Origin of the sequence: Belnapia rosea, assembly GCF_900101615.1 — a bacterium.
GTDB classification, from domain to species: domain Bacteria; phylum Pseudomonadota; class Alphaproteobacteria; order Acetobacterales; family Acetobacteraceae; genus Belnapia; species Belnapia rosea.
Window position 1 is genome coordinate 192,300 of record NZ_FMZX01000002.1, and the last position, 25,956, is coordinate 218,255.

A 25,956-nucleotide genomic window follows, 5' to 3' on the forward strand; every position below is an offset into this window, starting at 1 on the left:
GTCGATGGTGGGCAGGACAATCTCATTGGCCCCATTGCCGGGCCGATAGACGAGCGTCGGCAGATCGGCATCGCCAAGGATGATGCGGTTTTGCCCCGCCTGGCCCCGGCCGAGACTGCGGTTCCCATGCCTTGGCCTGCGTTTTGCCCGGCAGCATCTATCGCCGCCAGCTAAGGAAGCGTGTCAGCCGAAGCCGGCCAACTCCCGCCACTCCGTCTCAGTCAGCACCCGAAGGCCCAGTTCCGTCGCCTTCCTGGCCTTGCTGCCCGCATCGGCGCCGACCACGACGAAGTCGGTCCGCGAGGAGACGCTCTTCGTCACCTTGGCGCCGAGCGTCTCGGCCCGCGCCTCTGCCTCGGGCCGCGTCATGGTTTCGAGCGTACCGGTGAAGACCAGCGTCTTGCCGGCGAAGGGGCTATCCGCCGCAGCCGTACTCGCCACTGGCACGGGCGATACCTCCTGTGCCAGATCGTCGAGCGCGGCGAGATTGCGCGGCTCATCGAAGAAATCCACCAGCTCCTGCGCGATGGCCGGGCCGATGCCCTGGATCGAGCCCAGCTCCTCCCGTGCCTCGGAGCCGATGATGCGCGCCGCCAGCATCCGCTCCCGCCACTCGGCCAGCGAGCCGTAATGCCGCGCCAGCAGCTTGGCATTCGCCTCGCCGATGCGGCGGATGCCGAGGGCGAAGATGAAGCGGTCGAGCGGCGGCGCCCGCCGTGCCTCGATGGCGGCGAGCAGGTTCGTCACCTTCTTCGCCTCCTCCCCCCGCTTCGACCTGGCGCCCCAACCTTCCCAGCCGCGCATGCGCTCGGCATGGGTGCCGAGGCGGAAAATGTCGGCCGGGCTGCGGACCAGCCCCTCGTCATGGAGCTTCTGGATGTTCTCCTCACCCAGCCCCTCGATATCCATCGCATTGCGGGCGACGAAATGCTTGAGCCGCTCCACCGTCTGCGCCGGGCAGATCAGCCCTCCGGTGCAGCGCTTCACCACCTCGCCGGGCGGGCGCACGGCATGGCTGCCACAGGCCGGGCAGCGATCGGGGAAGGCGAAAGGCTGGCTGTCCGCCGGCCGCCGCTCCAGCACCACGGAGACGATCTGCGGGATGACGTCGCCGGCACGTTGCAGCACGACGGTGTCGCCGATGCGGACATCCTTCCGCGCGATCTCGTCCTCATTGTGCAGCGTCGCATGCTGCACCATGACGCCGCCCACATTGACCGGCTGCATCACCGCCCGCGGCGTCAGCGCGCCGGTGCGGCCGACCTGGATCTCGATCCGCAGCAGCGTCGTCATCGCCTGCTCGGCCGGGAATTTCCAGGCGGTGGCCCAGCGCGGCGCCCGGCCGACGAAGCCGAGGCGCGTCTGCCACTCCAGCCGGTCGATCTTGTAGACCACGCCGTCGATATCGTAGTCGAGGCCGGCGCGCTCGCCGGTCATGCGCGCCTGGAAGGCCTCGGCGGCATGCTCGTCCGGCAGCAGGGCCGAAAGCGGGTTCACCCGGAAGCCCCAGCGCTTCAGCGTGGCCAGGTAATCCCAATGGGTTTCGGCCACCGGCGCGCTGGAGGCGCCCTGGGCATAGGCGAAGAAGCGCAGCGGCCGTCGCGCCGTCACTTCCGGGTCGAGCTGCCGGAGTGAGCCGGCGGCGGCGTTACGCGGATTCGCCGGGATGCGGATTTCGGGGCCCACCTTCTCGCCCCGTTCGCGGCGCTGCTCGCGTTCCTCGGCGAGCCGTGCCTGTTCATCGCGAAAGGCGAGGAAATCCGCCTTGGTCATGAAGACCTCGCCGCGGATCTCGATCTGTGCCGGCGCGTCGGGGCCGAGGCGGCGCGGCAATTCCATCTCGCGCAGCGTCTCGAGGTTGCGGGTGATATCCTCACCCTGCGTACCGTCGCCGCGCGTCGCGCCCTTCACAAAGGCGCCGTTCTCATAGGTCAGGTTGACCGAGAGGCCATCGATCTTCGGCTCCGCCACGAAGCGCAGCACCTCCTCCTCCGGCAGGCGGAGGAAGCGGCGGATCGTGCGGGTGAATTCGACGAACTCCTCGGGCCCGAAGACATTGTCGAGGCTCAGCATCGGCGTGCGGTGCTGGGATTTGGCGAAGCCCGCGGCAGGCGCCGCGCCGGGGGAGGCCTCGCTCGGGCTGTCGGCCCGTTTCAGGGCCGGGAAGCGCGCCTCGATCTCGGCGTTGCGGCGCCGCAGCGCATCATACTCGGCATCCGTGATCTCGGGCGCGTCGTGCTGGTGATAGGCGATATCGGCGGCGGCGATCTCGGCGGCCAGCGCGGCCAGTTCCGCCACGGCCTCGTCCTGGGTGAGCGCCCCGGGGGGACGGGCCCGGAGGGCTGGGCCGGTCACAGCAGCCCTCCCGTCAGCAGGCTGTCCGCCGCCGCCCGCGCCGCATCCGTCACCCGCTCTCCCGCCAGCATCCGGGCGATCTCCTCGCGGCGCTCGCGCTTGTCGAGCGGCTCCACCACCGTCGCCGCCCGCTCGCCCTTCACCTGCTTCGCCACGCGTAGCTGCTGTGCCCCGCGCGCCGCCACCTGCGGGCTATGCGTCACCACCAGCACCTGCAGCCGCTCCGCCACCCGCTCCAGCCGCTCCCCGACCGCGGCGGCCGTGGCGCCGCCGATGCCGGCATCCACCTCGTCGAAGATCAGCGTCGGCACGGGCGAGCCGCGGGCCAGCACCACCTTTAGCGCCAGCATGAGCCGGGAAAGCTCACCGCCCGAGGCGATCTTCTGCAACTGCCCGGCCGGCTGCCCCGGGTTGGTGGAGACGAGGAAGGTCACCCGATCCATGCCATCCGCCGCCCAGCCATTCTCCTCGCGCGCCGCCACCTCGACGACGAAGCGGGCACGGTCGAGCTTCAGCGGCGGCAACTCCTTGCCCAAGGCCCGCTCCAGCCGTCCCGCCGCCTCGCGCCGCGCGGCGGAGAGCGCCTCGCCAGCCGCCAGATAGGCCCGCCTGGCCTCGCCCGCCGCCTGCTCCAGCCGCGCCACCTGGCCGCTGCCGGCATCGAGCGCGCCGAGCCGCTCCTTCAGCGAGACCAGCAGCGCCGGCAGCTCCACCACCGCGACCCCGTGCTTCCGTGCGGCGGCGCGCAGGCCGAAAAGCCGGTCCTCCAGCACCTCCAGCCGGCGCGGGTCGGGCCCATCCTCGAGCATCAGCCGCTGCAGCATGGTCTCCGCCTCGGCCAGCGAGTCCTGGGCGGCGCCAAGCAGGGCAACGATCGCCTGGGCTTCCTCATTGGGCGGGGGCAGGCGCTCCAGCGCGCGGGCGGCGCTGCGCAGCGCTTCGGCCGGGCCACCGCGCCGGCGGTCGCGTGGCTGCAATTCGGACAGGGCGCTGGCGATGCTTTCGCCGCGCCGCTCGCCCTGCTGCAGGCGCTGGCGCTCCTTCGACAGCTCCTCCTCCTCGCCCTCCACCGGGGCAAGGTCGGATAGCTCCTGCACGGCGTGGCGGAGGAATTCCTCGTCGCGCTGCGCGGTGGCGATCGCCTCCCGTGCCGCAGCGAGCCGGCGTTCCGCCTCGCGCCACTCGCGCCAGGCGCTGGCGGTGGCCTGCCGTCGCCGCTCCAGCCCGCCGAAAGCATCGAGCAGCCCGGCATGGGTGGTCGGGTCGGCGAGGCCCACCTGGTCATGCTGGCCCTGCACCTCGACCAGGGTCGCCGCCAGTCGCCGCAGCAGCCCGACCGAGACCGGCTGGCCGTTGACGAAGGCGCGGCTCCGGCCATCAGCCTGGACGACGCGGCGCAGCACCAGCGTCTCCTCCGGCTCCATATCCTGCTCGGCGAGGATGGCCAGCGCCGGGTGCCCCTCGGGCGGTATGAAGCCCGCGGCGACCGAACATTGCTGCTGCCCGGCGCGCACCATGCCCGCCTCCGCCCTCGCGCCGCAGGCAAGGCCCAGGCTGTCGAGCAGGATGGACTTGCCGGCACCCGTCTCGCCGGTCAGCACCGTCAGCCCGGCCCCGAAGGAAAGGTCGAGCCTTTCGATCAGCACCACATCACGGATCGCCAGCGAGGCCAGCATGGAATGCTAGAAGATCCAGTTCCAGGCGCGGCGGGCGAAGCCGGGCCGGTCACCCGGCGCCGCCGGCGCACCATCCACGAGGAGGGCGTAGCTGTCCTGGTACCAGGGGCTGCCCGGGAAATTATGGCCAAGCACCGCGGCGGTCTTCTTCGCCTCGTCCACCAGGCCCAGGGTGAGGTAGATCTCGGTCAGCCGGTGCAGCGCCTCGGGGACGTGGTTGGTCGTCTGGAAGTCCTCGACCACGCGCTTGAAGCGGCCGATCGCGGCGCCGTAGAGCTTCTGCCGCTGGTAGAAGCGGCCGACATTCATCTCCTTGCCGGCAAGATGGTCGCGGCCGAGATCGAGCTTGAGCCGCGCATCGCGGGCATAGGCACTGTCGGGGAAGCGATTCACCACATCCTGCAGCGCCGCCATGGCCTGTTCCGTGGTGCGCTGGTCACGTTGCGCATCGGCGATCTGCTCATAGTAGCAGAGCGCGCGGAGGTAATAGGCATAGGCGATGTCACGATGCGCCGGGTGCAGCTGGATGAAGCGGTCCAGCGCGCCGATGGCCTCGGTGTAGCGGTTGCGCTGGTACTCGCCATAGGCCGACATGATCTTGGCGTTCGTCGCCCAGGCGGAGAGCGGGTGGTCACGCTCGATCTGGTCGAAGAGGTCGACCGCGGCCTGGTAGCGCCGGGCCTGCAGCGCGTCGATGCCGGCGGCGTAGAGCCCTTCCGGCGACCGGTCCACGATGTTGTTGGTCCGGGCCGTGGTTTGGCGCTCGGCATCGAGGCTCGACTGCTTGCCATCCCAATTGCTGCCGAAGAGCGAGCAGCCGGGCAGCGCCGCGACGGCGAGCCAGAGGGACAGCAGGGGGGAGAGGCGTCGGATCATCATGGCCCGGTCATAGGAAGGGACCGGCTCTATAGCACGCCGCCGCCCGGGTCCACAGGGACCCAGGCAGGGACTCAGGCCACCGCCACGGCGGGCTGGCGGACCGGGGTGAATTCCGCGGCCTGGGCCGGTATCGCCAAGCCCTGGGGAAGGGTGCCCTGGGGCAAGGTGAAGGAATGCACCGGGCGCCAGTTCGCCGGATCCGCGAAGAGCGCCCGCAGCAGCCGGTTGTTCAGCGCATGGCCGGAGCGATGGCCGCTGAACCGGCCCCGCAGCGGCGCACCGGCCAGGGCCAGGTCGCCCACCACATCCAGCAGCTTGTGGCGGACGAACTCGTCCGACTGGCGTAACCCACCCGGGTTCAACACCAGCGGCCCATCCACCACCACGGCATTGGCGAGGCTGCCACCCTGGGCGAGGCCGACGGCACGCAGCCGGGCCACCTCCTCCGCCAGGGTGAAGGTGCGGGCATCGGCCAACTCGGCGCGGAACTCGCGGGGCGTGATCTGCACCGTCAGCGACTGGCGGCCGATGGCGGTGCCTGGGAAATCGATGGTGAGCTCTGCCTCGAGCTCGTCACCGCCGCTCGGCTCCAATGCGGCCCAGGCGGCGCTCGGGCCCTCGCCCTCCTGCACGCGAACCGGCCGCAGCACCTCGATCGCTTCCCGCAGGCCAAGGCCGGCCTGGGCCACCAGGCCGGTGCATTCGATCAGGAAGACGAAGGGCGCGGCAGAGCCGTCGAGGATCGGCACCTCCGGCCCATCCAGCTCGATGATCGCATCATCCACGCCACAGCCGGCCAGCGCGGCCATCACATGCTCGACCGTCCCGATCCGCCGCTCCGGTGCCTCGGGAAGGGCGAGGGCGGTGCAGAGGCGGGTATCGACCACATGGTCGTAGAGCGCCGGGATCTCGAGGCCGATATCGGTGCGGCGGAAGCGGATGCCTGTGCCTGCCTCGGCGGGTCGCAGGGTCAGGCTCACACGCTTGCCGCTGTGCAGGCCGATGCCGACGCAGCCGATAGCGGCCTTCAGCGTCCGGCGGCGACCTGTCTCAAGCGGGAAGTATCCGTCCATGCCTACCCCTGTGGGAAACCCGGCTCTCCACGCGGGAGGGAACCGGGATGTCGTTGAGGCGTCTGCCCAGGCCAATACCTGGCACCTCCCCGAGGCTTCAGCGAGTCAAGCCTTATTACTTCATATTACGCGATAAGTCATTGATTCAGCACCGTTTTTGCGCCGCCCGCCGAGCTGTCGAAACGTGATGGACGCGAATGCGAAACGGGCCGCCCCGGCTGGGGCGGCCCGCGTCACGCGACAACGGATGTGGTCAGGCTCAGTTCGACTGGCGGCGCAGGAAGGTCGGGATCTCGAAATCGACCTGGCCATGGGGCGCCGCGTGCGGTGCTTCGGGCGGCCGCTGCGGTGCCGGCTGGTCGAGCCGCGGGGCAACCGGGGCCGGGGTCGGCTCCGTCAGCGACCGTCGCATCATTCCGCCAGAGGCGGCACCGGTGACACGCCGGAACAGGCCTCCGAAGCCGCTGCTGACCGGCGGCTGGGGCGCGGCGACAGGCGCCTGCGCAACAACCGGCGCGGCGACGACCGGCGCCACCACAGCGACCGGGGCAGGGGCGGCGACCGGCGCTGCGGCCTCCTCCGGCTGGACCATCATATGCAGGCTGGGCGCCGAAGCCATGGCGGCCGGCGCCGTAGCGGCGGATGGCGCCGCAGCGGCGCGCAGGGCACCGCCCCGGATGGCGACGCGCGGCGCGCCAGGCGTCGCGGCCGGCATCATGGCCGCGGTGGTGGCCGGCCGGCCCGGGCGGCCACCCGGCAGCATGGTGAGGCCGGGCTGCGGCGCGGCGGCTGCGACCGGCGACGCCGGTTGCACGGCAGCCGGCGTCGCCGCCTGAACCTGTTGCGCGTCGATGCCGGTGGCGACAACGGATACCCGCAGCCGCCCGTTCAGGTCCTCCTCGACCGAGGTGCCGAAGATGATCTGCGCATCCTCATCCACTTCCTTGCGGATGCGGTTGGCGGCCTCGTCGACCTCGAAGAGGGTCATGTCGTAGCCGCCGGTGATGTTGATCAGCACGCCACGGGCGCCGCGCAGCGATGCGTCGTCCAGCAGCGGGTTGCTGATCGCGCGCTCGGCCGCCTTCACCGCGCGGTCGTCGCCATCGGCCTCGCCGGTGCCCATCACCGCCTTGCCCATCTCCGCCATGACGGTACGGATATCGGCGAAGTCGAGGTTCACCAGGCCCGGCTTGATCATCAGGTCGGTCACGCCGCGCACGCCGTCATAGAGCACCTCGTCGGCCAGCTTGAAGGCCTCGGCGAAGGTGGTGCGCTCCGTTGCCATCCGGAACAGGTTCTGGTTCGGGATGATGATCAGCGTATCGACGAAATTCTGCAGCTCCTCGATGCCCGATTCGGAGGCGCGCTTGCGCTTCGGGCCTTCGAAATCGAAGGGCTTCGTCACCACGCCGACCGTCAGCACGCCCCGCTCGCGCGCCATCCGGGCGATGACCGGCGCCGCACCCGTCCCGGTGCCGCCGCCCATGCCGGCCGTGATGAAGACCATGTGGCAGCCCTCGAGATGGCGGGCCAGCTCCTCGGTCGCTTCCTCGGCGGCGGCGCGGCCGATCTCCGGCTTCGCTCCCGCGCCGAGGCCCTGGGTGAGGTGCGGGCCGAGCTGCACGCGCTTCTCGGCCTTCGAATGCACCAGCGACTGGGCATCCGTATTCGCCACCACGAACTCGACCCCTTCGAGGCCCATGGCGATCATGTTGTTGACCGCGTTGGTACCGCCGCCACCCACACCGATGACGGTGATGCGGGGGCTGAAATCGGTGTGCTGCACAACGGGCAGGGTCAAGTTGAGGGTCATGCGGGGATCTCCTCGCGCAAACGTAAACGAGTGACGCGATTCGTGCACCGGTGCACTTCTGCGCAGCAGCGATTGATCGCGGTTATCCACAAAAGAATTTGCAGCAAGCGGGTCATGCGCGGTCCCGCAGCCAGTTGACGAAGCGACGAAACCTGCTTGCAGGACGCTCCAGTCCCGGCATCAGTTCCAACAGCGGGCGTCCTTCACCGGCGCCCCAGGCCAGCAGGCCGAGCGGCGCGGCGAATGCGGGGCCGGATGCGGTCTCCGGCAGGCCACGCACCGGATGCGGCCGGCCGAGCCGCACCTGGCGCTCCAGCACCCGGCCGGCGAGTTCGCGGACGCCGACGAGCTGGCTCGCGCCGCCCGTCAGCACCACGCGCCGCCCCATCTCCTGGCTGAGCCCGGCCGCCTCCAGCCGGTCCTTCACCAGCTCGAAGGTTTCCTCGATCCGCGGACGGATGATGCCGATGACCATGGCGCGCGGAATGCGGGCGATCTGGTCCTCCTCCTCGCCGACCTGTGGCACAGGCAGCCATTCCCGCTCGTCATCCGGTGCGCCGAGCACGCCGCCATGCAGGGTCTTCAGCCGCTCGGCATGGGCGATCGGCGTCGAGAGGCCGCGGGCGAGGTCATTCGTCACGTTCCAGCCACCGACTGGGATCTGCGCCGTATGCAGCAGATGGCCCTCGGCGAAGACCGCGATGCTGGTGGTGCCGCCGCCCATGTCGATGACCGTGGCACCGAGCTGCTTCTCATCCTCGACCAGGGTGGCGAGGCCGCCGGCGAAGGGGGCGGAGACCAACTCCTCCACCATCAGGTCGCAGCGCAGCAGCGTCGCGCCGAGATTGAGCAGCGAATGCTGGGCGGCATCCACCATGTGAAGCTTGGCCGCCACAGTCTCGCAGATCATGCCGCGCGGGTCCTCGGCGCCCGGCGTCGCATCGACGGTGAAGCCGAGCGGGAAGGCATGCACCGTCTCCCGCCCGTCCTCGGCGCTGCGGCGGCGACCCTCGCCCATGATGGCTCGGAGATCGGCCTCGGTGATGGCGCGCCCGCCGATCGGCCACTGGATGTTCTGCTGGCGCGATTCCGGCTGGCCGCAGGAGAGGTTGACGATGGCGCCCTTCAACTGGGTATCCGCCATCTCCTCCGCCTGGCCGACCGCGGCGCGGATCGCCTTCTCGGCCTCCTCGAGGTCGACGATGTTGCCGCCCTTGATGCCGCGCGCCCGCTGCCAGCCGAAGCCGAGCGCCCGCGGCTCCCCGTCATTCTCGATCCGGGCGATGACGCAGACGATCTTGGTCGAGCCGATATCGAGCACGCCGAAGATGCCGCTGCGGGCGCCGCGCCTCCGGCGACCCTGCGCCGGCAGGCCGTCATGCTGGGCAAGGCGGGCGATCTGGTTCATCCGCGGCCGCTCCTGACACGCTGCACGCTGGGCTCGGGCGGGGTCGCGCCAGGCGTGGCCTGCCCGGGCAGGCGCAGCACCAGCTTGTCCGGCAGCCGCAGGTCGATCGCCGCCAGCGGACGATCGAGCAGCCCCTGCTTCTGCTGCAGCTCGGCGAGGCGGGTGAGCGCCGCGGCCTCCTGCCCGTCCGGCAGCAGCACGTCGACGCCGTTTCGCAGCCGCAGGTTCCAGCGCCGCTCCGCCACCCGCACCAGGGCATGGGTGCGGTCCTGGACCTCCGGCACGCCGCGCAGCAGCGCCACCATCGGCGCCGCCAGCCGGTTGGCGCCGGTGCCGACGATCAGCGGCAGGCGGCCGAAGGCGCCGATATTCTCGTTGGAGACCACCTCGCCCTTCTCGTCGATCACCGAGAAGCGGCCGTCACGCTGCCAGATGGCAAAGGGCTGCCGCTCGGTGATGCGGATGCGGATGCTGCCGTTCAGGTGCCGTTCGACATGGGCGGAATTCACCCAGGCGATCAGCTCCAGCCGCTCCTTGGCCGCCTGCGGGTCGAAGGCGAGGATCGGGTCGCCGCGGCGGATGCCGAGCGCCTCGCGCACCAGCTCGGGCGGCGTGTTGCGGCTTCCCTCGAGCGTCACCTCTTGCACGGTGAGGCCGGCATTGCCGGCGATCTCCGCCGCGCCGTCCCAGAGCGCGGCGATCCGGCCATAGGGGTCGGCCGCCATGGTCGCCAGCGCGGCCACGGTCAGCAGCCCGCCAATGCCGAGGGCAAGCCCGGCCGGGCGCATGAGGCCACGCCGCCGCCGCAACCAGAGCCGAAGGCGGCTGGGGCGCGATGGCGTCGCTTCCGCCCGGCTGCGGCGCGCGGGCTGGCGATTGCGGGTACGGGTCGGTTCAGGGGCCATGGCAGGCCTGCTCCACCATCCAGGCGCAGAGCGCCGGGAAGCCGATGCCGACATGCGCCGCCTGCTCGGGCAGCAGCGATGTCGGCGTCAGGCCGGGTTGGGTATTCACTTCCAGCAGCACCAGGCGGCCGGGCTCGCCCGCCGTGTCGTCATAGCGGAAATCGGCCCGCGTCGCGCCGCGGCAGCCGAGCGCACGATGAGCGGCGAGCGCCACCTCCATCGCCTGCTCCCGCACCACGGGGTGGATCGCCGCCGGCACCACATGGCGCGAGCCACCCTCGGCGTATTTCGAGGAATAGTCGTAGAAGCTGCCGGCATCGGCGATGATGTCGGTCACCGCGAGCGCCCGGTCGCCAAGGACGCCGACCGTCAGCTCGCGGCCGGGGATGAACTCCTCCGCCAGCACCGTCCGACCGAAGCGCCAGCCCGCGGCGATCTCGGCGCGGCGGTTGTCGCCCGTGCGGAGGATATGCACCCCGACCGAGGAACCCTCATTCACCGGCTTCACCACATAGGGCCGCGGCAGCGGGTCCTCCGCGGCCAGTTCCTCCGGATCGGTCAGGCGATGCGAGGGCACGGGCAGGCCGGCAGCGCGGAACACCGCCTTGGCCGCGACCTTGTCCATCGCCAGCGCCGAGGCCCGGAGACCGGAATGGGTATAGGGCAGCCCCATCCAGTCGAGCACGCCCTGGATGCAGCCATCCTCGCCGAAGCGGCCATGCAGCGCGTTGAACACCACATCGGGTTTCGCCGCCCGCAGCGCGCCGATGGTAACGGCGAGATCGGGCCCGACATCGATCGGCGTCACCTTGAAGCCGGCCTCGCGCAAGGCCGCCACGCATTGCTCGCCGGAGGCGAGGCTGACCTCGCGCTCGGCCGAGATGCCGCCATGCAGGACCGCAACATGGGTCATGCCGCCACTCCGAGCCGTTTGATCTCCCACTCCAGGGAGACGCCGCTGTGGTCGAGCACCCGGGCGCGGACCTCTTCGCCGAGCGCTTCCAGCTCCGCCGCCGTGGCGGTGCCGGTGTTGAGCAGGAAATTGCAGTGCTTCTCCGAGACCTGCGCCCCGCCGCGCAGGAGGCCGCGGCAGCCCGCCGCATCGATCAGCGCCCAGGCCTTCTGGCCGGCGGGGTTCTTGAAGGTGGAGCCGCCGGTCCGTGCACGGATGGGCTGCGTTGCCTCCCGCGCCGCGCGGATCTCGGCCATGCGCGGCGCCGCATCGCCCGGCCGGGCACGGAAGCGGGCACGGGTGACGATGGCGCCGGGCGGCAGGGCGGCATGGCGGTAGGCAAGCCGCAGCTCGCCTGCCGTCAGCCGCTGCACGCCGCCGGGCGTGGCGACCTCGGCCCAATCGAGCACGTCCTTCACCTCGCTCCCATAGGCACCGGCATTCATGGCGACCGCGCCACCAATGCTGCCCGGGATGCCAGACAGGAATTCGAGGCCGGCGAGGCCGGCCGCGGCCGCATGCTCGGCGACGGTGACATCAAGGGCGGCGGCACCGGCGACGATCCCATCCGCCTCCACCACGACCTCGGCGAAGCCGCCGCCGAGGCGCAGCGTGACGCCGGGCAGGCCGCCATCGCGGATGATGAGGTTGGAGGCCGCGCCAAGCACCGTCAGCGGCATCCCCGGCGCGAGGCCGGCGAGCAGCGTGACGAGATCCTCCGCATCCGCTGGCCGAACGAGCCATTCCGCCGGCCCGCCGACGCGGAACCAGGTGAGCGGTGCCAGCGGCACCCCCGCCCGGATCCGGCCGCGGATATGCGGGATGGCATGGCTCATCGCGTGCGCGCTCATGCCCGCCTCAGCGGCGTCGGGCGAAGGCCAGGCTGCAGCGCGGCAAGCTGCTCGGGCAGGGCATGCGCCCAGGCGGTGATGTTGCCGGCGCCGAGGCAGACCACGTAGTCGCCCGGCTTGGCGATGGCATGGATCATCTCGGCCAGGCTGTCCGGCCCCGGCAGAGCGACGACGCTGCGATGGCCGCGGGCACGCAGCCCCTCGACCAGCGCATCCTTGTCGATGCCCTCGATCGGCGCCTCGCCGGCGGCATAGACATCGGCGATGATGACCGTGCCGGCATCGTTCATGCACTTCGAGAATTCCTCGAAGAGCGTGGCGAGGCGGGAGTAGCGGTGCGGCTGGACCACCGCGATCACGTCCCGCGCGCCAGCCTGCCGTGCCGCCTTCAGCACCGCGGCGATCTCGACCGGATGATGCCCGTAATCGTCGATCACGGTGATGCCGCCGGCCTCTCCCACCCGGGTGAAGCGCCGCTTCACGCCCTTGAAGCCGGCGAGCGCGCTGCGGATCGTCGCCTCGTCGATATCCATCTCGACGCCGACCGCGATGGCGGCCAGCGCATTCTGCACGTTGTGCTGGCCGAGCATCGGCAGGCGGAAGGGCTTCATGGTCCGGCTGCGCTTGGTCGCACGGTCCTGCACCACCACCTCGAAGGTTGCGCCCATGCGGTCGGTGATGACGCGCTCCGCCCGCACATCGGCCTGGGGCGAGAAGCCATAGGTGACGATCCGGCGGTCGAGCTTCGGGATCATCGCCTGGACCTCGGGGTGGTCGAGGCAGAGCACCGCGAAGCCATAGAACGGGATGTTGGAGACGAACTGGGCGAAACCCTCCTTCATCGCCTCCGCCGTTCCCCAATGATCCAGATGCTCCGGATCCATGTTGGTGACGATGGCGACGACCGAGGGCAGGCGGAGGAAGCTGCCATCGCTCTCATCCGCCTCGACCACCATCCAGTCGCCGTCGCCGAGGCGTGTATTCGTGCCATAGGCATTGACGATGCCGCCGTTGATGACGGTCGGGTCGATCTTCGCCGCCTCGAGCACGCAGGCGACGAGGCTGGTCGTCGTGGTCTTGCCATGGGTGCCGCCGACCGCGACGGACCATTTGAGGCGCATCAGCTCCGCCAGCATCTCGGCGCGGCGGACGACGGGGATGAGGGCGGCGCGGGCCGCCTGGACCTCCGGGTTGTCCTTCTTGACCGCGGTCGAGACGACGACGACCTGGGCGCCGCCCAGATTCTCCCCCGCATGGCCGATGGCGACGGGGATGCCGGCCTCGCGCAGCCGGGCAGTGTTGTAGCCCTCGGCGATGTCGCTGCCCTGCACCTGGTAGCCAAGATTGTGCAGCACCTCCGCGATGCCGGACATGCCGATGCCGCCGATGCCGACGAAGTGGATGGGGCCGATGGTAAGGGGCAGGGCACGCATCAACGGGTTTCCTGGGCGGCACGCGCCCTGACGAGCGAGAGGACAAGATCGGCCAGCCGCTTCGCCGCATCGGGCTGGGCGAGCAGGGCGGCGGAGGCGGCGGCGCGCTTCAGACCGCGTGGATCGCGGAGTTGGGCGGCGAGCTGGTTGGAGAGTGCCGCGGGCGTGAATGCGCCCTGCGGCATGACGATGGCCGCGCCTGCCTCGGCAATGGCGCGGGCATTGGCCTTCTGGTGATCGTCGATCGCATGCGGCAGCGGCACCAGGATGGAGGGCCGCCCGGCGCAGGCCAGCTCCGCCACCGTGCCGGCACCTGCGCGGGCGATCACCAGATGCGCCGTCGCCAGCCGCCCGGCCACATCGGGGAAGAAGGGCGAGAGCTCGGCGGGCACATTGGCACCGGCATAGGCCTCGCGCACGCGGTTGAGATCCTCGGCGCGGCATTGCTGGGCAACGACGAGACGGCCGCGCAGGTCCTCGGGCAGGGCGGCGACGGCGGCCGGCACCACATCGGCGAAGATGCGGGCGCCAAGCGAGCCGCCGAGCACCAGCAGCCGGAGCGCGCCCTCGGTTCCCGGGTAATCGCCACCGGCCAGCGCGGCGAGGGCCGGCCGCACCGGGTTGCCAACCACATGCACCGGCGCGCCCGCCGGCACGCGGCCGGTCGCGGCATAGGAGAGCGCCAGCGCATCGGCACGGGTGCTCAGCAGCCGGTTGGCGCGGCCAAGGATGGCATTCTGCTCATGCAGGACCGTGACCGGCCGCCGGCCAAGCATGGTGAGCGCCGCGAGCAGGGGTGGCACGCTCGGATAGCCGCCGAAGCCGACCACCGCCGCAGCGCCGAGCCGCTGCACCAGCCGCCGCGCCTGCACCGTGCCCGCCGCCAGCGCCATGGCGCCGCGCGCCGCGCTCAACGCCCCGCGGCCGGACAGCCCGGAGCCCCTCAGCACGAAGCGCTCGGCATTGGCGAAGGCCGCGCTCTCGAAGGCTGCCGAGCGCGCATCGGTCATCAGCGCGATACGCTCGCCGCGCGCAAGCAGTTCGGCCGTCAGCGCCTCGGCCGGAAACAGATGGCCGCCGGTTCCGCCGGCGGCGATGACGATGGGATGCACCGCAGGCCCTCTCATTCGGCCACGTCCACGCGGGAGGTGCGCTTGCGGGTCAGCGCCAGCAGCATCCCCATGCCGAGCGCGATGGCCAGCACGGAGGAGCCGCCATAGGAGACGAAGGGCAGCGTCATCCCCTTGGTCGGGATCAGGTGCAGCGAGGAGGCCATGTTGACGAAGGCCTGCAGCCCGAACTGCGCCAGCAGCCCGGTCGCGGCCAGGATGACGAAGAGTTCCGCCTCGCCCAGCAGCCGGATCAGCCCGCGCACCACGACGAAGGCAAAGAGGGCGAGGATGACGAGGCAGACGATGAAGCCGAATTCCTCGCCGGCGACCGCGAAGACGAAATCGGCATGCGCGTCCGGCAGGGCGTTCTTCACCCGTCCCTCGCCGGGGCCACGGCCGAACAGCCCGCCATTGCCGAAGGCCTCCATGGCCTTGGTGATCTGGAAGGTGTCGCCCGAGCTCGGATCGAGGAAGCGGTCGACGCGGCTGCGGACGTGGTCGAGGGTGAAATAGGCGCCGATCGCCAGCCCGATGCCGCCGATGCCGAGCGCACCGACGAAGGCGAGGTTCAGCCCGGCGACGAAGAACTGCGCCAGGAACATCGACACCACGACCATCAGCATGCCGAAATCCGGCTGCGACTTCAGCACCACCGCGACCACGGCGAGCAGCAGGAAGGCGCCGGCCGGCCAGAGCCATTGCGGGTGCAGCAGCGCGAGGCCCCGCTCGCCGGAGGCGGCGCGGCGGGCGGCGGCGGCCTTGCCCTCGGCGAGCATCCAGGCGACGACCACGGCGAAGCAGGGCTTCAGGAATTCGGAAGGCTGCATGGTGCCGAGCAGCGGCAAGGCGAGCCAGCGCCGCGCGCCCTTGGTCTCGAAGCCGATGACGAGCGTGGCCGCCGTCAGCACCAGGGCGCCGATGCAGCCAAGGATCGCCAGATGCTTGATATTCCGCGGCGTCAGCAGCGAGACCATCACCATCAGCGATGCCGCCATCGCCAGGAACACCACCTGCTTGACGAAGAGCAGCTCGCGCGAGCCGCTGCCGATGACACGCTCGGCGACCGCAGGGCTCGCAGCCAGCATCATCACATAGCCGAAGCCGATGAGAATCAGCAGCGCCGCCAGCGTCCAGCGGTCCACCGTCCACCACCAGCGGCCAAGGACGGAATTGTCGGAGCGCGAAATGGCCATCAGGCGGCCCTCCCTTCGGCCTGGGCCAGCTCGGCGACCAGCGCGCGGAAGCGCTCGCCACGGGCCTCGAAACCGGTGAACTGATCCCAGCTGGCGCAGGCGGGCGACAGCAACACGACCGGCGCGGCGCCCGCGGCGGCGGCGGCGGCCGCCTCCGGCACGGCGGCATCCAGCGTGCCGACCACACGGTGCCTCACCCCATGCGCCGCCAGCGTCGCGGCGAGGACCGGCGCATCGCGCCCGATCAGCAGCGCCTCGGCGATGCGGGGGAAGAAGGGCGCGAGGCTCTCGATGCCGCCCTCCTTCGCCGTCCCGCCGGCAATCCAGACAACGCGCGGGTAGCTGGCCAGGGCGCGGGCCGTGCTGTCCGCATTGGTGCCCTTGCTGTCGTTGACGAAGGCGACGCCACGCCATGCGCCGACCCGCTCCTGACGGTGCGGCAGGCCGGGATAGCTCCGCAGCCCGTCCGCCACCTGCGCCCGCGTGAGGCCGAGATCGAAGGCGCAGGCCGTGGCGGCGGCGGCGTTCTGCGCATTGTGGCTGCCGGGCAGGGAGGGGGCCTCGGAAAGGTCGAGGATGGCCCCGCCATCATCCCGCAACAGGCTGCCCTCGGCCCAGATGCCACCGGGCTGCGCCCTGTCGCCCGAGATGGGGCACAGGCGAGCGGCAAGACCGTCACGCAACCCGCGGCTCCAGCCATCATCCATGCCGAGCACGGCCAGATCCTCATGCGTCTGCCGTGCGAAGACCTGCGCCTTCGCGGCCAGGTAGCCGGTCATGTCGCCATGCCGGTCGAGATGGTCTGGCGAAAGGTTCAACATAACACCTTGGTTGAAGCGCACGCTCCGAACTCGCTCCAACATGTATGACGACATCTCGAGTGTGTATATGCCATCCATTCCCAAGACATTGAGGGATAGCGCCGCCGGGCCGAGATTTCCGCCGGCCTCCGCCTCCCATCGGGCCTGCCGCAGCAGGTGGTGCAGCAGCGCCGTGGTGGTCGACTTGCCGTTGGTGCCGGTGATGCCGACGAAGCGCGCGGCGGAGCCTGCGGCGCGCACCGCCCGATAAAGATAATCGACGTCGCAGAGGACCGGCCGTCCGGCGGCCTCAGCCGCGACGGCCGCCGGATGCGCCCGCGGCAGCCGGTGCGGGATGCCGGGCGAGAGCAGCAGCGCATCCCAGCGGAAGGACCCGGTCGAAGGGTCCTCGACCGCCAGCCCGGCCTCCGCCGCCGCAGCACGCCCTTCCGGCCTGTCGTCCCAGCAGGAGACCTCAGCCCCCCATCCGGCCAGCCGGCGCGCCGCCGGCAGCCCGGCCTTGCCGAGGCCGACAAGGGCGATGCGCTCGCCGAGGAAGGGGGTGAAGGGCGCCGTCATCAGCGGATCTTCAGCGTCGACAGGCCGACCAGCGCCAGCACCATGGCGATGATCCAGAAGCGGATTACGATGGTGGCCTCGGCCCAGCCCTTCTTCTCGAAGTGGTGGTGCAGCGGCGCCATCAGGAAGACGCGTCGGCCGGTGCGCTTGTACCAGAAGACCTGGATGATGACGCTGACCGTCTCGACGACGAACAGGCCGCCGACGATCGCCAGCACGATCTCATGCTTGGTCGCCACCGCCACCGCGCCGAGCGCGCCACCCAGCGCGAGGGACCCCGTATCGCCCATGAAGACGGCCGCCGGCGGCGCGTTGAACCAGAGGAAGCCGAGGCCCGCGCCGATCAACGCGGCGCAGAACACCGCCAGCTCGTTCGCGCCCGGCACGGAGTGCAGCTGCAGGTATTCCGAGAAGACCCGGTTGCCGACGAGATAGGCGATGAGGGTGAAGACCGCCGCCGCGATCATCGCCGGGACGATCGCCAGCCCGTCCAGCCCGTCCGTCAGGTTGACGGCGTTGGAGGCGCCCATCAGCACCAGCATCCCGACCAGCGGGAAGAGGAAGCCGAGCGGGATCAGGGTCTCCTTGAAGATCGGCAGGGCAAGGCCGGTGGCGACGGGCGAGGGAAGCAGCAGCACGATCCAGACCGCCCCGATCAGGCCAACGCCAGCCTGCCAGACCAGCTTCATCCGCGCCGAGACGCCCTTGGTGTTGCGCTTGGTCACCTTCAGCCAGTCATCGGCAAAGCCGAGGCCGCCATAGCCCACCGTGACGAAGAGCGCAGCCCAGACGAGGCCGCTCCGCAGGTCGACCCAGAGCAGCGTCGCCAGCACCAGCGCCAGCAGGATCAGCACGCCGCCCATGGTCGGCGTGCCCTTCTTGGTGATGAGGTGGCTGGCCGGGCCATCGGCACGGATCGGCTGGCCGCCGCGCTGGAAGCCGCGTAGCCAGTTGATCACCGTGGGGCCCAGGGCAAGCGAGAGCACCAGCGCGGTCAGGCAGGCCGCGCCGGCGCGGAAGGTGGTGTACCGCACCAGGTTGAAGAGGGCGAAATCCTCGGCATAGGGCGCGAAGAGATTGAAGATCACGCCGCTTTCCCCTTGAGCGCCGAGAGCACCTTGCCCATCAGCGTCGCCTTGCTACCCTTGACCAGCACCGCATCCCCATCCCGCAGCGCCGCTGCCACCAGCGGCGCCAACTCGCCAGAAGTCTCCGTCACCGCCGCCACCAGGCCGGGCGGCAGGGCCGCGGCCAGGTGCGGCATGTCCCGCCCGCAGAGGAAGACGACATCCGCCGCCGCCTGCACATGCGGTGCCAGGCCGCGATGCTCCTCGACGGAAAAGCCGCCCAGCTCGCCCATCTGGCCGAGCACCGCCACGCGCCGACGCGCCGGCAGCAGCCGCAACACCGCGAGCGCCGCCCGCACCGAGGGCGGCTGGCCGTTGAAGGCCTCGTCCAGCAGCATGGCGGTGCCACCATCGGGCGTCGCAACCCGTTCCAGCGCGCCGCGTCCCGGCATGGCACGGTATTCGGCCAGGCGCGGCGCGAGGGCCGCCGCATCGGCGCCGAGCGCCTGCACCGCGGCCAGCGCGCCGATGGCGTTCCGCACCAGATGCGCCCCGGGCGCGCCAAGCCGAAAGGTGGCGCGCTGCCCGGCGATCTCGGCGGTCACGGTGCTGCCCTCGGCATCCGCCTCCACCTCCAGCACCGTCACAACGCCCCCTGGCCCGAAGGTCATCACCCGGTGCTGCGGCCCGACCGCCGCGCGCAGCACGGGCAACATCGGGTCCTCGGCCGGCAGCACGGCGATGCCGCCCGGCTCCAGCCCAAGGGCGATGCTGCCCTTCTCGCGGGCGATGGCCTCAAGGCTGCCGAGATGGCCGATATGCGCAGCCCCCACATTCGTCACCAGTGCCACATGCGGCCTGGCAAGGCGGGTGAGGGGGGCGATCTCCCCCGGGTTGTTCATGCCGATTTCGATGACCGCATGGGCACTCACCGCCGGCATGCGGGCGAGGGTCAAGGGTACGCCCCAATGGTTGTTGTAGGAGGCAACGGCCGCATGGGTCGGGCCGAGCCCGGAGAGCAGCAGCCGCAGCATCTCCTTCGTCCCGGTCTTGCCGACGCTGCCGGTGACCGCCACCACCCGCGCCGCGCTGCGTGCCCGCCCTGCGGCGCCGAGAGCCGTCAGCCCGGCCAGCGTGTCGCCGACGCGCAGCAGCGGCGCATCGCCCGGCAGGCCGGGCAGGTCGCGGTCCACCATCGCCGCCGCCGCGCCACGCGCCAGCGCATCGCCGACGAAGTCATGCCCATCCCGCGCGTCGCGCAGCGCGATGAAGAGGTCACCCGGCGCCACGCTGCGGCTGTCGATCGAGATGCCCTCGATGGCGACATCCGCCCCGAGGCTGCCGCCGGTCGCCGCGCGCAGGCCCTGGCCGGTCCAGAGGCTCATGCCGCCAGCTCCCGCACCACGGCCGCATCGTCGAAGGGCGTCGTCACGCCACGGATCGTCTGGCCGCTTTCATGCCCCTTGCCGGCCACCGCCAGCACGTCGCCCGGCCCGAGATCGCCGAGCGCCCGGGCAATGGCCGCGTGCCGATCGCCGGCATCGATGCTGCCCGGGCAGCCGGCCAGCACGGCGGCGCGGATCGCGGCCGGGTCCTCGCTGCGCGGATTGTCGTCGGTCACCCAGCAGCGATCGGCGCCGCGCGCCGCCGCCTCGCCCATCAGCGGGCGCTTGCCCGGATCGCGGTCGCCGCCGGCGCCGAAGACCACATGCAGCCGCCCGCCCGGGCCCACATGAGGCCTGAGCGCGCCAAGCAGCCGGCTCAGCGCGTCCGGCGTATGGGCGTAGTCGACATAGACCGCCGCGCCATTCGGCAGGCGCGCCGCAAGCTCCATCCGCCCACGCACGCCGGAAAGGCGCGGCAGCAGCGCCACCGCCATGTCCGGCTCCAGCCCGGTGGCGACGGCAAGCGCCAGGGCGAGCATGACGTTGTCGGCCTGGAAGCGGCCGGGCAGCGGCAGGTGCAGCGCGTGGCGCGCGCCGAAGACGGAAAGCTCGAGCGCCTGGCCGTCCGGCAGGGCGCGATGCGCCAGCAGCCGCACCGCCTCGCCCGCCTCGCCCACGGTCAACAGGCTAAGCCCACGGCGCGCGGCGATGGCTCGCAGCGCCGCCAGCGTTCCGGCCTCCATATCGGCATGGGCGATGGCGGTGGCGGTCGGCTCCAGCAGCGTCTCGAAGAGGCGCAGCTTGGCGGCGCGGTAGGCCTCCATGCTGCCGTGATAGTCGAGATGGTCCCGCGTCAGGTTGGTGAAGCCGGCGGCGGCGAGGCGCACGCCATCGAGCCGCCGCTGCTCGATCCCATGCGAGGAGGCCTCGATCGCCGCATGGCCGATGCCGGCCTGGGCCAGCGCCGCGAGCTGGCCATGCAGCATCACGGGATCGGGGGTGGTGAGGCTCGGTCCGCCGGGAAAGCCCGGCGCGACCAGCCCGAGCGTGCCGAGCGAGGCCGCGCGCCGCCCGGCCAGGCTCCAGAGCTGGCGCAGGAAATCCACCGTGCTGGTCTTGCCGTTGGTGCCGGTGACGGCGACGACGGTCGCCGGCTGCGCCCCGGCGAGGGCGGCCGCCATGAGCGCCAGGCTGCGCCGGGGGTCGGGGCTGGCCAGCAGCGGCAGCCCGGCCGGGGCCGGCGTGCCCTCCGGCGCGAGCACCGCGGCGGCACCACGCGCCATGGCATCGCCGATGAAGGCGCGGCCATCCTGGCGCGTGCCGGGCAGGGCGACGAAGAGCATGCCGGGCGCAGCGGCCCGGCTGTCGGCTGTGATGCCGCGAATCAGCCGACCGGCAGCCTCGCCCGCTGCCTCGGGCGGCAGCCCGCCGGCCCGCAGGAGGTCATCGAGGCGCAAGGCCGGCCTCGCGCGGAGAGGCTGGGCTGACGGCGAAGCGGAGCAGGCCGGCCGGCGGTTCCGCCTCGGTGCGGCGCAGCGTCGGGGCAGGCGGCACCAGCGTCGGTGCGGGAGCGACGCCGCTGGCCGGCGGGGTGGCCGGGGTCGCGGCCGGCGTCCCGCGTGGGGCCGGCGCCTGCGGCGCGGTGGCGACAGGCGGCGATGGCCGCGCCGGGCGGCCCGGCTGCAGCGGGATGGAGAGGGTCTGCTGGATCTGCGGGATGCGATCCGTCTCCGGCACCATGCCGAGGATGGGCGCGACCCGGCGGATCACCGCGCCGGCCGCTGGCGCGGCCACCCAGCCGGCCGTCGCATAGCCATGGCTCTGCGCATTCGGCTTCGGCTCGTCCACCATGACATAGAGCGCATAGCGGGGGGCGTTGAGCGGGAAGGCGCCGACGAAGGCGGCGATGCGCTTGTCCTGCAGGTAGCCGCCGCGCGGCCCGACCTTCTGCGCCGTGCCCGTCTTGCCGCCGACGAAGTAGCCGGGGACATCGGCGCCCTTGCCCGAGCCGTCGGTGACGACGAGGCGCATCAGCCGGCGCATCGTCTCCGAGGTGCGCTCGGAGATCACCCGCGTCCCCTCGCGCTGCGAGTCCGGCGACTGGGCGACCAGCGTCGGCGTCCGCAGGATGCCGCCATTGGCGAGTGCCGAGACGCCGGTGACGACGTGCAACGGCGTGACCGAGATGCCGTGGCCGAAGGAGACCGTCATGGTGTTGATGTCACGCCAGCCATTGGCGGTCGGCGCCAGCGGCCGAGCCGTCTCCGGCAGTTCGACGCCGAGGCGCTGCAGCATGCCCATCCGGCCCATGAACTCGCGGTGCCGCGCCGGGCCGACGCCGAGCGCCATATGCGCCGCGCCGAGGTTGGAGGAATAGGCCAGGACCTCGGGCAGGCTCAGCACCCGGTTCTTGCCCTTGTAGTCGCTGATGGTGAAGCGGCCGTAGCGGATCGGCCGGCTGGCGTCGAAGCTGCTCCAGATATTCGCCGAGCCAGCATCGAGCGCCATCGCCGCGGTCAGCAGCTTGAAGGTCGAGCCCGGCTCGTAGAGACCGACGGTCGCGCGGTTGAAATGCGGGTCCTGGTCCTGCTTCACCACGGTGGGTACCGCCGGGCGCGCCACCACCTGCCGCGCCATCGGCTGGCCATTGGCCGCCGTCACGTCCTGCCGGCGCTGCAGCCCGCCCGGGTCGGAGGCGTCGTAATCCGGCAAGCTGACCATGGCCAGCACCTCGGCGGTGTTGATGTCCATCAACACGCCCGCGCCGCCGATGCCGTTGTAGTCGGCGATGGCCTTCTGCACCGCCTCGCGCAGCGCGACCTGTACGCGCACATCGATCGACAGCCGCAGCGGCGAGCGGTCGACGCGCAGCCGCTCGTCGAAGCTGCGCTCGACGCCCGCGATGCCGCGCCCGTCCACATCCACCTGGCCGAGCACATGCGCCGCCGCCGAGCCCTGCGGGTAGAAGCGCCGCTCGGCCGGGCGGAAGTGGAAGCCGGCGATGCCGAGGTCGTTGATCGCCTGCTGCTGCCGAGGCGGCAGGTTGCGGGCGATATAGGCGAACTCCACCGGCCGCTCCGTCCCCGGCACCATGCGCGGGCTGATCCGCGCCACCAGCCGCTCGCGGTCGAGATTGGGCAGCACGGTCAGCAGCTTCTCGGCTGCCGCCTGCGGGTCGTTGATCTCCTGCGGATTGGCGTAGAGCTCGGTCACCTGAAGCGAGACGGCCAGCACCTCGCCATTGCGGTCGGTGATCGCGGCGCGGCCGACATTCGGCTCGCCGGTCGGGATGCGCACCGCGGCGCGCGGCTTCGGCACCATCGGGTCGAACAGCGTGGCGAAGGCGAGCTTCAGGCTGACCGCGCCGAACAGCAGCGCGAATCCGCCAGCCGCGATCACCAGTCGGCCACGCGTCTTGTCCAGCTGCGCCCGCCGCGCCAGCTCCGGCGCCGCGATGCGAACCAGCGCGCGCGAGGACGTGGCGGTGAGGCTGCCGGGGCGCGGCCGGCCCGCCGGCGCCGCATCCGGGGAGGGCGGCGGCCGCAGCTCGTCGTGGGAGTCGTTCACCGGCCAGCCCCCAGGGTTGCGGCGCCGGCGCTGCCGAAGGGCACCGGCGGCGGCAGCAGCGGATGGCCGCCCATGCCGAGCGCGGAACCGCCGGCAGGGGCAGCGGGCGGGCTCGGCGGCGGCAGGTAGCTGGCGGCGGCCCGGGTCGGGGCCACCGGTGCCGGCGCGGCGTTGGCCGGGGCGACCAAGCGCGGCGCCGGCGCGGCGGCGGCGACCTGGGTCACGGCCGGCCGGCTGGGCGCCGCGACCGGCGGCAGGGCGGCAATCTCGGAGGCGGGGCGCGGTGCGGGCTTCGCCACCGGGCGCGGTGCCGGTGCCGGCGTCGTGGCGCGGGCGAGGTCGAGCAGCGCCGGCCGTGGCGCCGCCTCCATCAGGCGTGGCTCGGCGGGGCGGGCCTCAGCCGGACGCGGCGCGATGGTGGCGCGGGCGAGATCGACCAGGGCCGGACGCGGCAGCGCATCGGCAAGCCGCGGCTCCGGCACCGCCGGACGCGGAGCCGGCGCAACGAGGCGGACCGGCGACGGGGCCGGCAGCGGCGGCAGCGGCGGCGGTGGCGGCAGCACCGCCAGCACCTCCTCCGGGAGGGCCGGCTCCGCGGGGCCGGCCGGCGGAACGGCGGGGGCGATGAGCGTGACGGGGGCGGGCGCAACGGCTGCGGCCCGTGGCGTCGGTGCGGCAGGGGGCGGTGGCGGCACGACGACCGCGACCTGCACCGGGTCCGCGATTCGCGGCAGCAGGGCGAGCGACGTATTGCCTGGCGGCATCGCCGGCTCGCGCGCTGCGAAGAGCGCAACCGGCCCATCATAGGCGGCAATGGCCGGCAGCCGACGCTCCGCCTCCGTGGCCCGGACGAACTGGGCCGGCTGCATCGCATCCAGCTCTGGCAGGTGGCGCTGGGCGACGCCACGCAGCCGCTCCGGCTCGTTCAGCCAGGCCCACTCGGCCTGCAGCGTCTGGGTGCGTGCCTCCGCCTCCTCGACCTTCCGCGCGATGCCGCGCAACTCCCGGTCCAGCACCGCGGCCTCGTGCTTGGTCTGGTAGACATGCATTCCGGCGCCGAGGAAGGCGACGAGGCAAAGCGAGGTGAAGGGGCGGAAGATCATGCGACGTCCCGGGGTGCGGCCAGGTGTTCAGGGGCCAAGGAGGCAGGATGGAGGCGTTCGATCGCGCGCAGCCGGGCAGACCGGGCGCGAGGATTGGCTTCGGTCTCGGCCCGGCCCGGCCGCAGCGCCTTCGGCGTCAGCAGGCGGAAGGCGGCCGGGGCGGCGCGGCCGGTGAGCGCGGCGGGATCATGGCGCGAGGTGCCGGCGCTGCGGCCTGCGGCACCAGCCATGAAACGCTTCACCAGCCGGTCCTCCAGCGAATGGAAGGCGACGACGACCAGCCGCCCGCCTGGCGCCAGCAGCGCCGCGGCGGCGGCGAGGCCACGCTCGATCTCGCCGAGCTCGTCATTCACCGCGAGGCGCAGGGCCTGGAAGCTGCGCGTCGCGCCGTCGATGCCGGACGGGTCGCGTGGCACGCAGCCGCGCACCAGCTCGGCGAGGCGTGCCGTGGTGGTGATCGGCGCCTCGCGCCGCGCCGCGACGATGGTGCGGGCGATGCGGCGCGAATAACGCTCCTCGCCCAATTCATAGAGCACATCGGCCAGCTCCGACTCGTCCAGCGTATTGACGAGGTCCGCCGCCGACTTCCCATGTTTCGACATCCGCATGTCAAGCGGCCCGTCGCCACGGAAGGAGAAGCCGCGCCCCATCTCGTCGAGCTGGAAGGAGGAGACGCCGAGATCGAGCACCGCGCCGTCGAGTCGCGTGACGTCGCGCGCCTCGAGCAGCGCGAGCATGTCGCCGAAACGGCCCTCGACGAGATGCAGCCGGCCGGCATGGCGCGCGGCCAGCGCGGCACCGCGGGCGATCGCATCCGGATCGCGGTCGATGGCGTAGAGTGTGCAACCTGCGGCATCGAGGATGGCGCCCGCATAACCGCCGCCGCCGAAGGTGCCGTCCAGATAGGTGGCGCCATCACGCGGTGCGAGCTGCTCCAGCACCTCGGCCAGCATGACCGGCAGATGGCCGGGCGTGGAGGCGACAACTTCGCTCATACGTCGCCCCCCTCGTCCTCGGCATCGAGCCGCGCTTCCTCGGCGGCATAGGCGGATGCCGACCAGATCTCGAAATACGCACCACGTCCGGCGAACTGGAGTTCGCTCTCGAATTGTGCCTCCTCGGCCAGGTCCTTCGGCATCACCACGCGGCCTTCGGTGTCCGGGTGCAGCGTATGGATCCGGCCGACCAGCTTCCGCATGATCGACTGGTACTCGGCGGAGAGCTTGCTGAGCCCCGCGACGCGGGCGTTCACCTCGGCCATGTAGTCCGGCTTCGGCCAGACCTCGATACAGGGCAGGTGGCGCGACCGGCGCAGAATGATCTCCTCGGCACCCAGGCGGCTGAGGATGGCGCGGAAGGGAGCAGGCACGGAGATGCGCCCCTTCTTCGCGTCGAAGCCCCCTCCATAGGTGCCTGTGAACTCGGACATCGCCCAGCGACCGCCCCCCAAGTGACCGCTTGTTGACTAGCCCTCGGGAGGTGATGTTCTGCGGCGCGAAGCCGTCCGGTTCAGCGGCCGACGGGGCCCCCCGACCCCGCCGGCTCGCCCGACCATCCCGCTCCGGATCCCTCGCCCCCCCGAGCTTTGGACCCTTCATCGGGATGACTTGGGATAGCACGGGATTTCCTGGGACCACAAGCGCGAATGCCGTTCCGCATCACTAAACGTGCCAGACAAATTCGGGGATTCGTAAGGCGTTAGCGGCCGGGATCGCCACCGCATGAGAAATCATCTGCGATCGAAAGCAATATGTTATACTTACCCGGTTTGTTCTTTCCCCGCACGGAGCTCGTTGTGGGTGAAA

The 25,956-nt window shown here is 71.5% G+C and carries 20 protein-coding genes; all 20 read right to left on the minus strand.

What is annotated here, in order from left to right; translation table 11 throughout:
• Window positions 1–183: 183 nt before the first annotated feature.
• The 20 genes from ligA to BLR02_RS07165 all read right to left on the minus strand — a co-directional run bounded on the left by ligA (window position 184) and on the right by BLR02_RS07165 (window position 25,580).
• The gene (gene ligA, locus BLR02_RS07070; protein ID WP_090661945.1) at window positions 184–2,355 is read right to left on the minus strand and encodes an NAD-dependent DNA ligase LigA; all 2,172 of its coding nucleotides are present in this window, start codon (window positions 2,353–2,355) and stop codon (window positions 184–186) included.
• On the minus strand, window positions 2,352–4,031 hold the full coding sequence (recN, locus tag BLR02_RS07075; protein ID WP_090661948.1) for a DNA repair protein RecN: 1,680 nt from the start codon (window positions 4,029–4,031) through the stop codon (window positions 2,352–2,354). Before recN ends, ligA begins: the two co-directional genes overlap by 4 nt.
• Window positions 4,032–4,037: 6 nt before the next feature.
• Window positions 4,038–4,910 carry an outer membrane protein assembly factor BamD gene (locus BLR02_RS07080; protein WP_245704669.1) on the minus strand — a complete coding sequence of 291 codons (873 nt, stop codon included), beginning with the start codon at window positions 4,908–4,910 and terminating at the stop codon, window positions 4,038–4,040.
• A gap of 71 nt (window positions 4,911–4,981) precedes the next feature.
• Window positions 4,982–5,983: a UDP-3-O-acyl-N-acetylglucosamine deacetylase gene (gene lpxC, locus BLR02_RS07085; protein ID WP_090562976.1), complete on the minus strand. Its 1,002-nt coding sequence runs from the start codon at window positions 5,981–5,983 to the stop codon at window positions 4,982–4,984.
• 259 nt (window positions 5,984–6,242) lie between these two features.
• Window positions 6,243–7,796, minus strand: a complete 1,554-nt coding sequence (ftsZ, locus tag BLR02_RS07090) for a cell division protein FtsZ (protein WP_090562979.1) — start codon at window positions 7,794–7,796, stop codon at window positions 6,243–6,245.
• Between the two features lie 112 nt (window positions 7,797–7,908).
• Window positions 7,909–9,204, minus strand: a complete 1,296-nt coding sequence (gene ftsA / locus BLR02_RS07095; RefSeq protein ID WP_090562982.1) for a cell division protein FtsA — start codon at window positions 9,202–9,204, stop codon at window positions 7,909–7,911.
• Entirely contained in the window at window positions 9,201–10,109 is a 909-nt protein-coding gene (locus BLR02_RS07100) for a cell division protein FtsQ/DivIB (protein WP_090562985.1), read from the minus strand. Before BLR02_RS07100 ends, ftsA begins: the two co-directional genes overlap by 4 nt.
• A complete protein-coding gene (locus BLR02_RS07105; protein WP_090661951.1) occupies window positions 10,099–11,022 on the minus strand; it encodes a D-alanine--D-alanine ligase in 924 nt (307 codons plus the stop codon). Before BLR02_RS07105 ends, BLR02_RS07100 begins: the two co-directional genes overlap by 11 nt.
• The gene (murB, locus tag BLR02_RS07110; protein WP_090661954.1) at window positions 11,019–11,912 is read right to left on the minus strand and encodes a UDP-N-acetylmuramate dehydrogenase; all 894 of its coding nucleotides are present in this window, start codon (window positions 11,910–11,912) and stop codon (window positions 11,019–11,021) included. The genes BLR02_RS07105 and murB overlap by 4 nt, the downstream gene beginning before the upstream one ends.
• Window positions 11,909–13,345, minus strand: coding sequence for a UDP-N-acetylmuramate--L-alanine ligase (gene murC, locus BLR02_RS07115; RefSeq protein ID WP_090562991.1), 1,437 nt, complete (start codon window positions 13,343–13,345; stop codon window positions 11,909–11,911). The genes murB and murC overlap by 4 nt, the downstream gene beginning before the upstream one ends.
• Window positions 13,345–14,472 (minus strand): undecaprenyldiphospho-muramoylpentapeptide beta-N-acetylglucosaminyltransferase, encoded by a 1,128-nt coding sequence (gene murG / locus BLR02_RS07120; RefSeq protein WP_090661957.1) that lies wholly within the window; start codon window positions 14,470–14,472, stop codon window positions 13,345–13,347. Before murG ends, murC begins: the two co-directional genes overlap by 1 nt.
• Window positions 14,469–15,653: a peptidoglycan glycosyltransferase FtsW gene (locus tag BLR02_RS07125; RefSeq protein ID WP_090662436.1), complete on the minus strand. Its 1,185-nt coding sequence runs from the start codon at window positions 15,651–15,653 to the stop codon at window positions 14,469–14,471. The genes murG and BLR02_RS07125 overlap by 4 nt, the downstream gene beginning before the upstream one ends.
• Window positions 15,650–17,029: a UDP-N-acetylmuramoyl-L-alanine--D-glutamate ligase gene (gene murD, locus BLR02_RS07130; protein WP_090661960.1), complete on the minus strand. Its 1,380-nt coding sequence runs from the start codon at window positions 17,027–17,029 to the stop codon at window positions 15,650–15,652. The genes BLR02_RS07125 and murD overlap by 4 nt, the downstream gene beginning before the upstream one ends.
• The gene (mraY, locus tag BLR02_RS07135; RefSeq protein ID WP_090562998.1) at window positions 17,029–18,117 is read right to left on the minus strand and encodes a phospho-N-acetylmuramoyl-pentapeptide-transferase; all 1,089 of its coding nucleotides are present in this window, start codon (window positions 18,115–18,117) and stop codon (window positions 17,029–17,031) included. The genes murD and mraY overlap by 1 nt, the downstream gene beginning before the upstream one ends.
• Entirely contained in the window at window positions 18,114–19,481 is a 1,368-nt protein-coding gene (locus BLR02_RS07140) for a UDP-N-acetylmuramoyl-tripeptide--D-alanyl-D-alanine ligase (RefSeq protein WP_090661963.1), read from the minus strand. The genes mraY and BLR02_RS07140 overlap by 4 nt, the downstream gene beginning before the upstream one ends.
• Window positions 19,478–20,938 (minus strand): UDP-N-acetylmuramoyl-L-alanyl-D-glutamate--2,6-diaminopimelate ligase, encoded by a 1,461-nt coding sequence (locus tag BLR02_RS07145; RefSeq protein WP_408735508.1) that lies wholly within the window; start codon window positions 20,936–20,938, stop codon window positions 19,478–19,480. Before BLR02_RS07145 ends, BLR02_RS07140 begins: the two co-directional genes overlap by 4 nt.
• A complete protein-coding gene (locus BLR02_RS07150) occupies window positions 20,925–23,048 on the minus strand; it encodes a peptidoglycan D,D-transpeptidase FtsI family protein (RefSeq protein WP_245704670.1) in 2,124 nt (707 codons plus the stop codon). Before BLR02_RS07150 ends, BLR02_RS07145 begins: the two co-directional genes overlap by 14 nt.
• Window positions 23,045–24,151, minus strand: a complete 1,107-nt coding sequence (ftsL, locus tag BLR02_RS07155) for a cell division protein FtsL (protein ID WP_090563003.1) — start codon at window positions 24,149–24,151, stop codon at window positions 23,045–23,047. The genes BLR02_RS07150 and ftsL overlap by 4 nt, the downstream gene beginning before the upstream one ends.
• Window positions 24,148–25,146: a 16S rRNA (cytosine(1402)-N(4))-methyltransferase RsmH gene (gene rsmH, locus BLR02_RS07160; RefSeq protein ID WP_176849416.1), complete on the minus strand. Its 999-nt coding sequence runs from the start codon at window positions 25,144–25,146 to the stop codon at window positions 24,148–24,150. The genes ftsL and rsmH overlap by 4 nt, the downstream gene beginning before the upstream one ends.
• On the minus strand, window positions 25,143–25,580 hold the full coding sequence (locus tag BLR02_RS07165; protein WP_090661968.1) for a division/cell wall cluster transcriptional repressor MraZ: 438 nt from the start codon (window positions 25,578–25,580) through the stop codon (window positions 25,143–25,145). Before BLR02_RS07165 ends, rsmH begins: the two co-directional genes overlap by 4 nt.
• Between the last annotated feature and the right edge of the window lie 376 nt (window positions 25,581–25,956).

What these genes read in the sequence shown, in the direction of transcription:
- rsmH (WP_176849416.1), bottom strand. Translation starts at nt 25,146, where the DNA reads ATGAGCGAAGTTGTCGCCTCCACGCCCGGCCATCTGCCGGTCATGCTG.
- recN (WP_090661948.1), bottom strand. Translation starts at nt 4,031, where the DNA reads ATGCTGGCCTCGCTGGCGATCCGTGATGTGGTGCTGATCGAAAGGCTC.
- lpxC (WP_090562976.1), bottom strand. Translation starts at nt 5,983, where the DNA reads ATGGACGGATACTTCCCGCTTGAGACAGGTCGCCGCCGGACGCTGAAG.
- murC (WP_090562991.1), bottom strand. Translation starts at nt 13,345, where the DNA reads ATGCGTGCCCTGCCCCTTACCATCGGCCCCATCCACTTCGTCGGCATC.
- murG (WP_090661957.1), bottom strand. Translation starts at nt 14,472, where the DNA reads ATGAGAGGGCCTGCGGTGCATCCCATCGTCATCGCCGCCGGCGGAACC.
- BLR02_RS07100 (WP_090562985.1), bottom strand. Translation starts at nt 10,109, where the DNA reads ATGGCCCCTGAACCGACCCGTACCCGCAATCGCCAGCCCGCGCGCCGC.
- BLR02_RS07105 (WP_090661951.1), bottom strand. Translation starts at nt 11,022, where the DNA reads ATGACCCATGTTGCGGTCCTGCATGGCGGCATCTCGGCCGAGCGCGAG.
- ftsZ (WP_090562979.1), bottom strand. Translation starts at nt 7,796, where the DNA reads ATGACCCTCAACTTGACCCTGCCCGTTGTGCAGCACACCGATTTCAGC.
- murD (WP_090661960.1), bottom strand. Translation starts at nt 17,029, where the DNA reads ATGACGGCGCCCTTCACCCCCTTCCTCGGCGAGCGCATCGCCCTTGTC.
- murB (WP_090661954.1), bottom strand. Translation starts at nt 11,912, where the DNA reads ATGAGCGCGCACGCGATGAGCCATGCCATCCCGCATATCCGCGGCCGG.
- BLR02_RS07140 (WP_090661963.1), bottom strand. Translation starts at nt 19,481, where the DNA reads ATGAGCCTCTGGACCGGCCAGGGCCTGCGCGCGGCGACCGGCGGCAGC.
- BLR02_RS07080 (WP_245704669.1), bottom strand. Translation starts at nt 4,910, where the DNA reads ATGATGATCCGACGCCTCTCCCCCCTGCTGTCCCTCTGGCTCGCCGTC.
- ftsA (WP_090562982.1), bottom strand. Translation starts at nt 9,204, where the DNA reads ATGAACCAGATCGCCCGCCTTGCCCAGCATGACGGCCTGCCGGCGCAG.
- BLR02_RS07165 (WP_090661968.1), bottom strand. Translation starts at nt 25,580, where the DNA reads ATGTCCGAGTTCACAGGCACCTATGGAGGGGGCTTCGACGCGAAGAAG.
- ftsL (WP_090563003.1), bottom strand. Translation starts at nt 24,151, where the DNA reads ATGATCTTCCGCCCCTTCACCTCGCTTTGCCTCGTCGCCTTCCTCGGC.